The 13,068-nt window shown below is 70.4% G+C and carries 14 protein-coding genes; 10 read left to right on the forward strand and 4 right to left on the reverse strand.

Annotation, left to right across the window (positions count from 1 at the left end; translation table 11 throughout):
• Window positions 1-177: 177 nt before the first annotated feature.
• The 7 genes from OH807_RS31140 (at window position 178) to OH807_RS31170 (ending at window position 6,837) form a co-directional block, all read left to right on the forward strand.
• Window positions 178-1,644, forward strand: coding sequence for an AAA family ATPase (locus OH807_RS31140; RefSeq protein WP_406205563.1), 1,467 nt, complete (start codon window positions 178-180; stop codon window positions 1,642-1,644).
• On the forward strand, window positions 1,637-2,485 hold the full coding sequence (locus OH807_RS31145; RefSeq protein ID WP_406205566.1) for a class I SAM-dependent methyltransferase: 849 nt from the start codon (window positions 1,637-1,639) through the stop codon (window positions 2,483-2,485). Before OH807_RS31140 ends, OH807_RS31145 begins: the two co-directional genes overlap by 8 nt.
• 112 nt (window positions 2,486-2,597) lie before the next feature.
• A complete protein-coding gene (locus OH807_RS31150; protein ID WP_406205568.1) occupies window positions 2,598-3,371 on the forward strand; it encodes a phytanoyl-CoA dioxygenase family protein in 774 nt (257 codons plus the stop codon).
• Window positions 3,372-3,488: 117 nt separating this feature from the next.
• A complete protein-coding gene (locus tag OH807_RS31155; RefSeq protein ID WP_406205571.1) occupies window positions 3,489-4,418 on the forward strand; it encodes an NADP-dependent oxidoreductase in 930 nt (309 codons plus the stop codon).
• 53 nt (window positions 4,419-4,471) lie between these two features.
• On the forward strand, window positions 4,472-5,290 hold the full coding sequence (locus tag OH807_RS31160; protein ID WP_406205574.1) for a hypothetical protein: 819 nt from the start codon (window positions 4,472-4,474) through the stop codon (window positions 5,288-5,290).
• Window positions 5,291-5,375: 85 nt separating this feature from the next.
• A complete protein-coding gene (locus OH807_RS31165) occupies window positions 5,376-6,107 on the forward strand; it encodes a 2OG-Fe(II) oxygenase (protein WP_406205577.1) in 732 nt (243 codons plus the stop codon).
• Between the two features lie 25 nt (window positions 6,108-6,132).
• Window positions 6,133-6,837 (forward strand): SDR family NAD(P)-dependent oxidoreductase, encoded by a 705-nt coding sequence (locus OH807_RS31170; RefSeq protein WP_406205579.1) that lies wholly within the window; start codon window positions 6,133-6,135, stop codon window positions 6,835-6,837.
• Between the two features lie 143 nt (window positions 6,838-6,980).
• On the opposite strand, the gene OH807_RS31175 is transcribed toward OH807_RS31170, so the two are convergent.
• Window positions 6,981-7,151 carry a hypothetical protein gene (locus tag OH807_RS31175; RefSeq protein ID WP_406205582.1) on the reverse strand — a complete coding sequence of 57 codons (171 nt, stop codon included), beginning with the start codon at window positions 7,149-7,151 and terminating at the stop codon, window positions 6,981-6,983.
• A gap of 841 nt (window positions 7,152-7,992) precedes the next feature.
• On the opposite strand from OH807_RS31175, the gene OH807_RS31180 reads away from it, so the two are divergent.
• The 3 genes from OH807_RS31180 (at window position 7,993) to OH807_RS31190 (ending at window position 11,454) form a co-directional block, all read left to right on the forward strand.
• A complete protein-coding gene (locus tag OH807_RS31180) occupies window positions 7,993-8,799 on the forward strand; it encodes a serine protease (protein ID WP_406205585.1) in 807 nt (268 codons plus the stop codon).
• 100 nt (window positions 8,800-8,899) lie between these two features.
• Window positions 8,900-9,079 carry a hypothetical protein gene (locus OH807_RS31185; RefSeq protein WP_406205588.1) on the forward strand — a complete coding sequence of 60 codons (180 nt, stop codon included), beginning with the start codon at window positions 8,900-8,902 and terminating at the stop codon, window positions 9,077-9,079.
• Window positions 9,080-9,360: 281 nt separating this feature from the next.
• On the forward strand, window positions 9,361-11,454 hold the full coding sequence (locus tag OH807_RS31190; protein ID WP_406205591.1) for a hypothetical protein: 2,094 nt from the start codon (window positions 9,361-9,363) through the stop codon (window positions 11,452-11,454).
• A gap of 513 nt (window positions 11,455-11,967) precedes the next feature.
• On the opposite strand, the gene OH807_RS31195 is transcribed toward OH807_RS31190, so the two are convergent.
• The 3 genes from OH807_RS31195 to OH807_RS31205 all read right to left on the reverse strand — a co-directional run bounded on the left by OH807_RS31195 (window position 11,968) and on the right by OH807_RS31205 (window position 13,063).
• Complete coding sequence (locus OH807_RS31195; protein WP_406205593.1) at window positions 11,968-12,135, reverse strand: hypothetical protein; 168 nt, start codon at window positions 12,133-12,135, stop codon at window positions 11,968-11,970.
• Window positions 12,136-12,226: 91 nt separating this feature from the next.
• Entirely contained in the window at window positions 12,227-12,415 is a 189-nt protein-coding gene (locus OH807_RS31200; protein ID WP_406205596.1) for a cold-shock protein, read from the reverse strand.
• Between the two features lie 354 nt (window positions 12,416-12,769).
• Window positions 12,770-13,063 carry a hypothetical protein gene (locus tag OH807_RS31205; protein ID WP_406211469.1) on the reverse strand — a complete coding sequence of 98 codons (294 nt, stop codon included), beginning with the start codon at window positions 13,061-13,063 and terminating at the stop codon, window positions 12,770-12,772.
• Window positions 13,064-13,068: the final 5 nt, after the last annotated feature.

The following is a 13,068-nucleotide window of genomic DNA, read 5'->3' on the forward strand; positions in this document are numbered from 1 at the left end:
CTTGCATTGGTCGACTGCTTTGTCCGAAATGCACTTCTGCTCACGCCCGACTTTTCCTGCGCGAAGTTCTGATCCCCCTGTGACTGGCCGGCATCTGAGGGGCGGAGAATTTCTCTTGACAGTTCCTGGTGCGGCTGCGTAGTTTGGCGCTGTTGTCAGAGTCGGAGAACATGTTGCATGAGCAGGCGGGAAGCTGCCGTGAATGAGTTACATGTCGTGACCGGTTTACCGTGCTCAGGGAAGTCGACGCTCTGTCATGAGCTGGCGACGGCCCTCGGCGGTACTGCGGTCATCGTGGGGGATCTGATCCGAGCAGCAAGAGAAGAATCCGAAATCATCGCGCGGGCGACGCAGGATGCCTTCGAGGGACGCGAGGAGTATTTCCCGACCTGGTTGGCAGGCCTTGTTTCGCAAGCCATTCGGAACTCCGTCGGGCCGGTCGTCCTCGACGGAGCGGCGCCACTGGACCAGGTTCTGCTGATCCTGGAGCTGAAGGCCACCTCCGTCCTCGTGGTGAACACCTCTGATCAGGTCCGTGTGGAGCGCTTCGGCCGGCGCAGTGCGGCCGGCGCCCGCCGTGACGATCTGGCGGAGATCTTCCGGCGGCGTACGGAGCTGCATCGGGCGTCATTCCACCGGCTCCGTGGCCTGGTCCCGGCGGAGCGCGTCTTCACGTTGGCTGGGGATGCCTCCGTCCACGACCTGCTTCGGCAGGCGCTCGCCGCCATCGTCGTGGCCGGGTACGCCACCGCTCGTCCGGAGTTCGACCGCGGTTGGTGGCCGCCCGAGCCCCGGCTGGGGGCCTGGGTCGCCGAGGCAGTCCGGACCGCGGGTTCCGACGGCCGGGTGCGAGCCGTGGAGCGCCCGGCACCTCCAGGCAATAACCCCGTGCTCGTCTTCAAGCCGAGCCGGGAAATCAGTGGGGAGCTCGTCGATGCGGTTCTCGACCGGTTCGCCGCGGCCGGGTACGAACCCGTGGCCGTGGCGGTCTGGCCGAGCGAGCTGATCGCCGCGAGCCGAGTCGCGCCGGCGCACTTGGAGTTGCACTACCTGCTGGCACGTTGGGCACAGCTCCTCGCGCAGCCGGCGCAGGGAGTCAGATCCGCCTACTCGCTGCTGGGGCCGGGGCGGACGGCCGCCGAGCTGAGTGCCTGGTGGCATGGATCACCCGTCCCGACCCGACTGGCCCGAGCGACGTGGTCCAAGGACGACGGCTCCGGCACACCGGTGGTGAACGGCCACATCCCTGCGATGGTCGAGGAATGGCACCGGCCGGGCGCGGTCGCGGTCGCTGTCGGCCTCGCGTCAGGCCCGTCGGCCCAGTCGTGGGAGAAGCTGCGGACAGACGTGCTCGGGCACTCCGATCCCGCCCACGCCCACCCGTCGAGCCTTCGCGCGCTGGCCCACCGAGGGCACCTGCCGACCCGGGAGGCCGTCACTCTGTCGGCGAACCTGCTGCACCTGTCGGCCGGCCCGTTGGAGGCCGTGCGGGAGCGGTGGCTCTGGTTGGGCGGGGCGGGCAGGGAGACGGGCGATGACCTGATCGACTCACCCGTACCGGACGGCCGTTGGCAGTACGAACTGACCGAACATCAGAGCGCCCTGCCGGGTGCGGCGGTGAGACGGCACGCGAAGCATGGGTGACATGGAGTGGCCTGTTGACCACGACCGGGGCTATGCCGCGCTGGCCGATCACGCATCGCGGATCGCCGGGATGATCTGTGGTGGCGTTGGGCGACCGCCGCAGACCGCGAGCACGCGGTACGTCCTGGAGGAGAGCCGCAGGCTGTTGGATGCCTGGCACCCCGAGGGCCACCCGCGGCCTCGAAGCGCGGCGGCCGACACGCTGGACGCGATCGCGGCGGCCTGGCCCTCGCTGTGCGAGGGGGCCGTGACGGGGGAAGAGGTGTTGGCACGGCAGGACGGTCTCTGGCAACGGCTCATGTCCGAATGGCCGATGGGCCGATACGCGCAGATGTCAGCGGACGCGCTCGCCGCTCATGACGGTCCGGTCGGTACCGTGGTCGAGCTCGGGGCCGGTGTGGGGGTGACGACCAGGCTGATCCGCGACAGCGTCGCCATGCGGGGCGGCCGGCTGCTGGCCACCGACCTCCATTACGGTGCCTCCCAGGCCGTGGACTTCGACTGCCCTCTGCTCGCCCAGTTGCCCCCGGCCGACGTGGTGGTGGCCACCAACGCACTGCACTGTGCGGCGGACCCGGTCGCCACCCTGGGCTGGATCCGTGAGCTGCTCAACCCCGACGGCGTGCTGATCCTGGGTGAGGGAGCGCCGTTCCCCGAGCCGGGAGTGCCCTGGGCGCTCAATCTCCTCTTCGGGGTCTGCCAGGGCTGGTTCGACCGGGGAGGCTTCCGGAGCCCGGAGTTCTGGACACAGGCGATGAGCTCGGCCGGCTTCGGTCGAGTGAGCCGCCACCGTTGGCCGAGCGACCGATTCGAATTCGGCGGCGTTCTCGTCGCCTCGTGATGCAGTTGGCAATGCCGCCGCGCAACTCCGTGACCCGAGTCGATGCCAGGGGTACGGAGGACCGCGTCGCAGCACCGCCGTATACGACCCCTCGACGGATCATGGAGGTGTGGTGGTTCTCACCGATGAGCAGGTGGCGGCGTTCGACCGGGACGGATTCCTGTTCCCGATAGACATCCACGAGCAGACGGAGGCCGACCGGGTACGCAAGCAGTGGGACGAGCTGGAAGCCGCGGAGGGTCTGGCAGGAAGCCGACGGGAGCTGCTCTACAACCGCCATCTGGACCAGGAGTTTCTGTGGGACATCGCCAGCAGCCCGACGATCGTCGACGCGCTGGAGCCGTTGCTCGGTCCGGACATCCTATTGTTCGGCACCCGCGTCATCTGCAAATGGCCGGGTGACGAGTCGCAGGTCGCCTGGCACCAGGACCTCTCCGCGCGCAACCAGTTGAGCCCGCCGATGCAGATCACCGGCTGGTACGCGATCGACGACGCCGACGAGGAGAACGGTTGCGTTCTCTGCGTACCCGGATCGCATGCCGAGGGCATGCTGGCCCGCGAACCGGCCGCCGTGGCCGGCAACCTCCTGAGGTTCAACGAGCAGTCGCGCGTCCGGGCCGAGGTCATGGAGAAGGCGGAACCGATCAGGTTGCGGGCCGGCCAGCTCTCGCTGCACGCCGGGTTCACACTCCACTCCAGTCTGAGCAATCACTCCCGGCGCCGGCGGTGCGGCCTGGTGCTGCGCTACGTGCCGGCCCACGTCCGCCAGGGCAAGGGGGTGGAGGTCAATCAGCGCGAGACCGCCATAGTGCTGCGCGGGTCGGACTCGCTGCTCGGCACCGACGCCGCCTCCGAACGGGACCGGATGCGTGCCTCGTTCCGCTGACCGCGGCTGCGGCGTCCGGCGCCGCTTTCGTGCACCCGGTGGACGCCGCAGCCCCGTTCCTTTCCGCCGTCGTCCGGGTGCCCAACCCCGGCCGGGCCTTCTGTTGGGAGATGTCTAGTGCGCGCTCAAGTCAACGCCGGCTACGGTGATGCCTCCCTGCTGCGGCCGACGACTCTGCCGAGACCCGTCCCGGGCGAGGGCGAGCTGCTCGTCAGGACGCTCTTTGCCGGGGTCAACCACGTGGACTGGCAGATTCGGGAGGGCTGGTTCCGAACTCCCGGCCCGGCGCGGTTCCCGTTCGTCCCGGGGTGGGACGTGTGCGGCGTCGTCGAGCAGGCTGCGGGACGCTTCAGGGTGGGCGACCTGATCTTCGCGTACTGCCGCAGTGAAGCCGACCTGCACGGGGACGGCGCATACGCCGAATACCTCAAGGTGCGCGCTGACAGCTGCGCCCACGCGCCGACGGGGGTGGCGCCGGAGCAGCTCTCGGTGCTCCCGCTGGTCTGCCTGACCGCGGTTCAGGCAGCCGAGGCGGCCCAGCTGCCCCCCGGTGCCCGCGTGCTGTTGTCGGGGGCGAACGGAGCGGTCGGCCGGCAGCTGCTGGCGTTCCTGGTACGGCAGGGACACTCCGTCATCGCGGCGGCGGCTCCACAGCACCACGGATCGCTGGCCGAGGCCGGAGCCCAGCAGGTGGTGGACCCGCGCTCACCGGATCACCTTCGGGAGACGGCCGGGGCACACGCGCTGATCGACTGCGGCGTCGGGTTCGACGTGCCGGCCGCCGCGCGGCTGCTGGTGCCGGGGGGTCGGTTCGTCTCCATCGTCGGGCCTCCCGACGAGAAACAGGCTGCACAGGCGGGTGTCTCGGCGGTCCATGTCTTCTCCAGGCCCGATGGTGCCCGACTGCAGGAGGTCGCTGCTCTGATCGAGGACGGTCGGATTCCGCTGCCGAGGGTGGAGGTCCTCGACCTGGAGGAGGCTGCGCTCGCACAGGAGAAGGTCAGAGGCGGCGCCGAGAACAGGTACTGCCTGAGTCCGGCCCGGTAGCAGGCCGGGCGGGTGGACGGGAGCGAGCGAACCAACGGTTCGGGAGGAGAATCGTGTCCGAGGCATACATCATCGACATCGTCCAGCGGGAAGGCCGGGGGGCGGCCGAGGAACTGGCCGACCAGGCGCTCGACGTGGCACGCGAGCTGGCCGAGCGGACGAACATCAGGCCGACCGACGTACATGACGTGGTCCTGGGATGTCCGGCCGACGAAGGCGGAGCCGGCAGTGGGCTGCTCCGGCGGGTCGGCACCGCACGGCTGTTCGGAAGCGGGATGGCCTGCTACCTCGTCGACCGCGGTACCGCCTCCGGCCTGCAAGCACTCGGTCTGGCAGCGCAGGGCGTGCTGAGCGGTCAGCAGGACGTGGTGCTCGCAATCGGGGCGCAGCCCGTTCCGCCCGGCATGGACGGACTCGACGGGGCCGGCGAATCACTGCCGGGGAACGCGGTCGGGGGCGCCCTGATCGCCGGTGACAGGTTCACCAGGCGCTACCGCACGCCTCCGACGGCCCGAGTCCGACGGTTCACCACGGCGTCCGCCTACGGCACCTCCGTCGTGGACGGCATGGTGGAGTCCGCCGTCCGCATGCTGATGAACGAGACGCTCAACGTCGACGATGTCGACGTGTGGGAGATATACGACGGACACGCCGAGCACGCGTCGGACGCCGCCGCCCGGCTCGGCCTGGAGGCCGAACAGGTCAATGCGGTCGGCGGGGCGTCGAAGCTCGGGGACATCGGCGCCGTGGCGGCGTTCAGGTCCGTGGTGAGCGGCCTGGACCTGCTGACCCGCCGTGATCTGAGCACCTGCGCGATCCTCGCCCCCGGTCCCGGCGCCACGGGTGTGGCGATGCTGATCGAGCGGATGTGAGTCGGGCCCGCTGCCCGCCCCTCCGGCTGGGATCAGGCCGGATCGTACCGAGGTCGAACGCCCCAACACTTCTGGAGGCCCACCGATGCCCACCAAGCTCCTCAACACCGAATCCCTGATCAGCGCCGATCTGCGCAGTGAACCGTACCGATGGGCTCGCATCACCGAGTCGTTCCGCTCGCCCGAGATCGCCGACGAGCTCCGCCGGACCTTCCCGACGGACGGATTCGGCCGCAAGCAGCGCCGCCTCGGCGAGAGTTCGGTCTCCGGCGGTCACTACCTCAACGGTCGGGGCCTGGTCACCCGTGAGACGGCCGAGGTGCACCGACCGGAAACGCTGTCGTCGGCCTGGGCGCAGCTCGCCGAAGACCTGCTGTCCGACGACTACCGGGATGCCATGAGCCGGCTCACCGGCATCGAGCTCACGGGGACCCTGCTCGAGGCGATCGTCTTCCGGCAGCCCGAGGGGGGTTATCTCGATCCCCACCCGGACAACCCGGCCAAGCCCGTCAGCCAGGTGTTCTACTTCAACGAGGAGGATTGGTCGATCGACTGGGGCGGCTGGCTGCGCATCCTGCGCTCGGACGACATCGAGGACTACACCGACGAGCTGGCTCCGGCCTGCAACAGCTCGACCGTGCTGGTCCGTTCGGATGACTCGTGGCACGGGTACCACCCCGTGCGCGGAGCCCGCGAGCGGCTGAGCCTCCAGATATTCTTCTGCCGGCCCGACATGAAGTTCGCGACCGAGTACGGCCCGGACTGGACCAAGCCGCCCCGGATCACTCGGCCGCTGCGGCTGGGGGAGAACGATTAGCGTCGGTGTACCCGGCACTGCCGTGGTGACGGGCGGTGGTAGCGGCATCGGTCGAGCCACCGCCCTGGCCCTCGTCGGCGCGGGGTACGACACTGTGGTGGTGGGTCGGCGCCTCGGTGAGCTCGCCGCCACCGCGGCGGCGGTCGAGGCCCCGGCCGGCGCCGCTCGGTGTCTGCCGCTCGCCGCGGACCTGACCACGGACGAGGGCCTCCGGCGGGTCCGCGAATTCGTCTACGACCAGTACGGACACCTCGACGTGCTCGTGAACAATGCTGCGGTGGCCGCCTTCGGACCGCTGAACGAGTTCAGTCCGGAGTCTGTGAGCGCACACCTGGAGCTGAACGTCGCGAGCGTGCTGAAGCTGACAGGGGCGTTGTATGACGCCCTCTCGGTCCCGGGGCGGGCCCATGTGATCAACATCAGCTCGGAGCAGTCGCTGGTCCCAGCGCCGAATCGTTCGGTCTACGGGGCAGGCAAGGCGGCGCTGAACTACATAACCCGTTCGCTGGCCGCCGAGTTCGCCCCCATGGGCATCCGCGTCAACGCACTGCTTCCCGGAGCCGTCGACACCGCGATGCTCCGCCACGCGACCGGAGGCCACGCGGTCGGCACTCCGTTGGGCGAGGGCCTCCGGCCGGCCGACATCGCCGAATGGGTCCTGCACCTCGTCCGCTCATGGCACACGACCGGGGCACTCATCACCGTCGACGGAGGAACGTCCCTGTCCTGAACCGGGACCGTAGCTCGGACGCCCTCGCGGGAGAGTCGACCGCATCTCTGTCGTGGGGTTCGACCTCGGACGCTCGGATCTGCGCCTGCCGAGAATGCCATCCATGCAGCTCGGGGACCTGCTTGGTGGCTGGGGCAGGATGATCACTCGTGTTCCTTCGTCTGGCGTACTTGACTGTCACCGACGCGTTCGCGGCCCTGCTGCTGCTGCCGATGAGCGACCGCGAGGCGCAGCTTGCCGAAGACGGGTATCAACTCGCAGAGCACGTAGGTGCGGTAGCGGGCGTAGGTGGTGGGCTTGAGCAGGAACTCCATGCCCTTGAGCCACTTGGTGAGGTAGGCGGCGACCGTCTCGTGGGGGTCGGCGTCGAAGCCGAGTCGGCGCCCTTCGAGGAAGCGCCGCAGCGCCGTCTCGGCTGCGAAGGCGTCCTCGAAACCGCCGCGGCGTACGGTGCGCCTGCGGCCGCTGAGGGAGGGGATGTCGACGGCGAACGTCCACGTACCGTGCCCCTCCTCGGGCAGGTGCGGACACCCGGCCCCTGGCTGGCGCCGGTCGGCGTCGCGGCACCCGCACCGGCGGTAGACCCGCCCCGTCGCCGTCCCGAACTGCGCACGTTCTTCTGCCTCCTGCGGTCCTGATTCCGTGATCAGCCCGCGAGGCTACACATCCCGCGCCTGGATGGCCTGCTGCGACCACCTTGCGACCACCAACACAGAATCATGGCGCTGACCTGCGGCTTTCGGTGAGCACCCGCACCTCATCGTCGGTGGGACTGACCAGGGAGGTAGACGCGGCGGAACCCGGCGCCCGCCCGGAACGGCTGATCCCGCAACAGCCGGTGACAGTCACAGACCGTAGCTGGCCCAGGATCGCAGAACCCGAGCTGCGGCACGTGCGGACCGGGTCTGCACCCCGGGCCAGAACCGCTCACGCAAGCGCGACTTCGGCCCCCTGAAGTACGAGAAGCTGCTCCTTGAGGAGACCCCCGACGCCCACACCAGCCGCGCCGACCCGCATCCCCCCGCACGGGACGCCGAGGGCGCGAGCTCGGCACGTCAGCACGGGGGTTGGGGCGCGTCCCGGACGTTCACCCGATCGAGTGGTGGCCGTGGGGAAGTCGCGGGCGGGAGTGGATCACCTTGCGATGATCTGTCCATGGCAATGAATTCTGGTGCGGTGCCCAGGGGTCGCCGCGGTGTCCGAAGCCTGCCGACTGCGGCCCTGGCCGCGTCGGTCCTGCTGCTGGCGGCAGCGGTGCCGGCGCAGGCGGTCGTGGGCGGGTCGGCCGCCACACGCGGGCAGTTCCCCTTCATCGTGAGCATCCAGCGTGGTGCGGAGCAGGTCTCGTGCGCGGGGACGCTGATCGCCGCGAACCGGGTGCTGACCGCAGCGCAGTGCGTGGACGGCGCGAGCGCGGCAGGGCTGACGGTCGTCGCCGGCCGCCACCACCTCAGCGGCACGACCCCCCAACAGCAGAGCGCGGGTGTCGCCCAGATCGTCGAGCACGGTGGGTTCCGTGCCGCCACGCACACCAATGACATCGCGATCCTCAAGCTGAAGAAGCCGGTCGTGCTCGACGGACGGTACGTGGCACTCGCCCAGCTCCCGCCCTCCTCTGCCGGCGCCCCGACCGGGAACGTGGTCGTCGCCGGGTGGGGCGCCACCCGTGAGGGCGGTCCGGTCTCCGACTCGCTGCAGTGGGTCGAGGTGCCCACGGTCACCGACGCGCAGTGCAAGAGCGCCTACGGCCCCGCGGCGATCTACCCGGGCATGATCTGTGCCGGCGTGCTGTCCACGGGCGGCAAGGCCGACTGCACGTCCGACACCGGCGGCCCCGTCCTCCAGGGCCACACCATCGTCGGCGTCGACTCCTGGGCCCGCGCCTGCGGACGCCCCAACTATCCCGGCGTCAGCAGCGGGGTCAGCTACTACCGGTCCTGGATCGACGCGAACATCAGCTGACGCACCCCCCCCGGTCAGCAGTCGGACGCAACAACAGAACGGCCACCAAGCAGGCGCCCGAGCGGCGGGTATCCGCCGGGCAGAGCGAAGGACACATCCGATGAGCAGTGAGAAGAACGACCAGCCCACCGAGATCGCGCCGATCTACGGCCCGATGTTCGGCACGATGGGCAGTGCGGTGTTGCACGCCTTCTCCGGGCAGCCCGCAGCGCAGAGCCGCACGGGTGACGAGGCCGGGAAGGACGAGGCCGGCGACAGCACCGCGCCGCCGCAGGACTGAGTTGGGCATCCGGTACACCGTCGCGTTCCGCTCCGAGGGCGGAACGCGACGCCCGCGGGGTTCGGGTGGGGCGTGTCGGCCAGGTACCTGCCCATCGGCCTGCCCCGAGCCAAGAACCAACCCGGGATCGGTCCGGGCAACCGGCCTTCGCACGAGGCCCGTTCGGCCCGGAACAGGCTGAGGTGCCGGCGGCGGACCGGTCGGCCGCCATGTAACACCGGGTGTCGGGGTCGCCTCCCGGATGCCCGCCATCGCAACTCATCGCAGGGGAGCCATCACCCATGAACGCCTACCGCTACACGGCCGTTGCCGTCCACGCCAAGTCCGGGGACGTCTACTTCACCGACCAGCCCGATGCCTCCACTCACGCTGGGCAGATCCGCGTGGCCGTCGCCGTGCCCGGCGGGCCCACCCCGGTGGAGCCCGGCCGGGTCGCGGCCCCCGGGCACATCGGGAGGATCGACACCTTCCCGAACTCCGTCGTCGCGGGCAACGGCAGCGCCGTGCCACCGGTGGAGAACGCCCTGATCCAGGACGCGGGACTGCCCTACCCGGGCGGACTGGCGATCGACGCCGACCACAACACCTACCTCGGGACCGCGACGGCGGACGCGCACTGCCGGCTGATGAAGATCCAAGCGCCCAGCGGCCGGGTCCATCTGATGACCAGCGGCACGAGCGAGGCCCCGCCCCGCGACGGGGCTCCGGCCAAGGACGCACGGATCGGATGGGTCAACGGCGTCGTGGTGAGCCCGGCCGACGGCAGCGTGTACTTCACCGAAGGCACCGACTTCGTCCGCCGGATCACCCCCGACGGTGTCCTCCACACGCTGGTGAGCGGAGCCGACGAGGTGCCCGCCGGGGTGCGCAAGGAGAAGGTGTTCAACCCTAACGGCATCGCCCTGGACGCCGCCGGCAACGTCTACTTCGCCAACCAGGGCGAGAGCGTCATCTGCCGGATCACCCCCAGCGGCGAGTTCTCCGTCGTCGCGGGCACCTCGGGGTCCCGCGGCCACGGCGGCGACGGCGGCCCGGCCACCAAGGCCCAGCTCAGCCACCCCGCAGGCGTCGCGGTGGACGCGGCCGGAACCACCCTGTTCATCGCGGACACCGGCAACGCCCGCATCCGCTGCGTCACCCCGGACGGGAACATCCACACCATCGCCGGAACCGGCACCTACGGGCACCTCGGCGAGGGCGGCCCTGCCACCGCCGCCCAACTGCAGAACCCCACCGCCCTGGCACTGAGCCCCTCGGGAATCCTCTACATCACCGACGGCGACCGCCTCCTGGCCATCCCGGACGCGGCCGCCATCCCCGCCGGGCCCGCACCCGCCGACCTGTCCGTCTCCTTCACCCGCCTGCCCGGCCCCATCGCCCGCGGCACCGCCTTCGACCTCAAGGCCCAGGTCCACAGCCACGGCCCGGGCGCCGCCCAGGCGAGCTACGTCCGGCTGCGCCTGGAACTGCCCGAGGGCGTCGTCACCGCCGACACCGGCGCCCGCACCGCCGAGCACACCTGGCCGGCCGGGTCCTGCCTGCCGTCCGGCGGGACCTGGGACGCGCTGTTCAAGCTCCGCGCCACCGGCACCGCCACGCCCGGACCGCACCGGGCGAAGCTGACGGCGGTCTACCCGGGCGAGACGGTTCCCGCCAACAACCAGACCGTGGTCGACCTCCAGATCGCGCCGCCCAAGGTGGCCGCCCTGGTACCGCTGCCCGACGTGGACCAGCAGAAGGCCGCACCGAGGACCGTGTTCGCCCGCAGCCTCGGCGTCGAGGCACAGGACGCGTCCGGCTCTCCGCTCGGCCCCGTCACCGTCCGCTTCGAGATCACCGGCGCCACCGGGTCGCAGTTCGCCGGTGGCACCACGACGGCGCTGGCCGTCACCGACCACGCCACCGGCCGCGCCCATGCCCCGGCCCTGACCGCGGGCCCCACCCCCGGCACCGTGACGGTCACCGTGACCGCCGCCACCGACGCGGCCGTCAAGCCGGTCACCTACACCGCCCAGGTCACCGCGGCCGAACCGGCCAAGCCCGCCTACACCGGGCCGGTCACCCTCTCCCCGACCAGCGCCGACCTCCAGAACCAGCAGGCCAAGCCCGGCGCCGACTTCGACAGCCCCCTCCAGGTCCTGGTCACCGACAACGGAGCGCCCAAGGAAGGGGTGCTGATCCGCTTCGCCGTCCAGGGCACCACCGGCTCCCACTTCCCCGCCCGCCAGGTCCACGCCGACGTGCCCAGCGACCGTGACGGCAACGCCACCGCCCCTGCCCTGACCGCCGGCACCCAAACCGGGAAGTTCACCGTCAAGGTAACCGCGCTCCACAACCAGAGCACCCCCAGCCCCTTCACCGCCGAGGTCCTCTGAGTCGGATCCCCCCGGTCCGAGGAGTCGCACTCGCCTCGGCGACAACGGTCGCCTTCAGGCCCACGACCTTCAACGGCAGCTTCTGCAGGCGCGCCGGGGTGGTGGTCAACGTGGTCGCACCGGTGGGCGCGTTGGAGTAGACGTTGTCCAGCCAGTCGCACTGCGCAGTGGGGCGGGCTTCTTCGTTGAACCACTGCCCTTCGGGGCAGCTGTACCGGGTGGGCCGGTAGGCGTTGTCACAGCCCGGGCGGCGGATGCCGCGGTGCCGCCACCGAGGAGGGCGGTGGTGCCGGCGGCCGCTGCGGCGCCGCAAAGATGACGTCGCGTCAGGGGGCGGCTCATGTGGCGATCTTGGTCGATCGCGGCCGCCGGTCCCGCATCGAAACGGCAGGTTCCGCCCGATTGGATGACGATGATCACCAGCTGATGACGTCCCTTCCGCAGTGCGGACCCGCACGGTCTGGGACAGGCGGGCGGGCGGGGTCACCGTGAGGCGGCCCCGCCCGGTGTCGGCTACATCTGGCCTTGGGACATCATGCCGTCGGCGCGCGTGCGGGCCTGCGGGCCGGACTCCCGGCCGTCCGCGTCCTCGGCGGGGTCTTCGCCGCCGCCCTGCGGGTCTGCGACCCTGTGGACGGTCAACTCGGGCTGCTCGTCGGCGAACTCATCGATCTCGGGCACAGTGCTCTCATCTCTCGAAGGCTTCGGGGGCAACCGGACCAACGAGTCACCAGCGGATGGATCACGGTCCGGGTCCGCTGTGCGGGTCCGTTCAGTCGATGGCCTGGTCGATGCCGGCCGCCTGGCCGTTGACGACCTCGAACGAGACCCGCATGTGCTCCGTGAGATTGGCGCCCCGACGAACCTGGCTGCGGACGAAGGTGTAGACCTCGCCGTCGTCGCCGACGACGCTGCCGTAGCCCTTGAACGGGTTGTAGCCCGACACGGTGCCGGTAGGCATGGTTCCTCCACTGCGAGTCGAGTCGGTCCGCCGCGTGTGTCGCACGCGCCGGACGGCGACCGTGCCGATCGCCACAGCGGATCGTTCCAGGCGTCCCCGGGGCCCGCCAGGCCCTGTCTTCGAGGCCACCCGAAGGGGTGATGTTCCTTACCGGTACTTGTGGTGCGGGCCGAGGGGACGGCACCACCGCGCGGTCCTGCGCGCCGTTGTTGCAGCGACTTCTTCTTGCCGGCGGAGCCACCCCTCAGCGCCCGGCACGCGACCGCTGACAGGCGAGTTGGACCCGGCCGGTGTCGCTGTGCGCCGTTGGGACGGCGGCCGGAACGTTTCGCTCGGTGGGGCAGGCCCGGGGGTTCAGGTACGTGACGTGTCGAGGTGCTGGATCCGGTTGTCGGGGAGCAGGTCGGCGAGGTAGGCGGGGTTGGCGCCGGGGGCGGCGAGGTCGATGTCGGCGATGGCGGTGGTGTAGCGCAGGTAGCGGTTGTGGGTGATCTCCTGCCACTTCATGCAGCCGCCCAGGGCCAGCAGGACGCCTTCGAACCAGCGTTGGACGCTGTCACGCTCGTGGTGGTCGAGGCGGAAGACGTCCATCATCTCCGGGAGCTCGCGCCGCGCGCGGAAGATGTTGCCGGTCAGGCCGGTGGCCATGGTGT

Origin of the sequence: Kitasatospora sp. NBC_01560 (assembly GCF_045208415.1) — a bacterium.
Classification (GTDB): Bacteria; Actinomycetota; Actinomycetes; order Streptomycetales; family Streptomycetaceae; genus Kitasatospora.

What these genes read in the sequence shown, in the direction of transcription:
- OH807_RS31140 (WP_406205563.1), top strand. Translation starts at nt 178, where the DNA reads ATGAGCAGGCGGGAAGCTGCCGTGAATGAGTTACATGTCGTGACCGGT.
- OH807_RS31185 (WP_406205588.1), top strand. Translation starts at nt 8,900, where the DNA reads ATGAGCAGTGAGAAGAACGACCAGCCCACCGAGATCGCGCCGATCTAC.
- OH807_RS31175 (WP_406205582.1), bottom strand. Translation starts at nt 7,151, where the DNA reads ATGGAGTTCCTGCTCAAGCCCACCACCTACGCCCGCTACCGCACCTAC.
- OH807_RS31180 (WP_406205585.1), top strand. Translation starts at nt 7,993, where the DNA reads ATGGCAATGAATTCTGGTGCGGTGCCCAGGGGTCGCCGCGGTGTCCGA.
- OH807_RS31190 (WP_406205591.1), top strand. Translation starts at nt 9,361, where the DNA reads ATGAACGCCTACCGCTACACGGCCGTTGCCGTCCACGCCAAGTCCGGG.
- OH807_RS31165 (WP_406205577.1), top strand. Translation starts at nt 5,376, where the DNA reads ATGCCCACCAAGCTCCTCAACACCGAATCCCTGATCAGCGCCGATCTG.
- OH807_RS31200 (WP_406205596.1), bottom strand. Translation starts at nt 12,415, where the DNA reads ATGCCTACCGGCACCGTGTCGGGCTACAACCCGTTCAAGGGCTACGGC.
- OH807_RS31205 (WP_406211469.1), bottom strand. Translation starts at nt 13,063, where the DNA reads ATGGCCACCGGCCTGACCGGCAACATCTTCCGCGCGCGGCGCGAGCTC.
- OH807_RS31145 (WP_406205566.1), top strand. Translation starts at nt 1,637, where the DNA reads ATGGGTGACATGGAGTGGCCTGTTGACCACGACCGGGGCTATGCCGCG.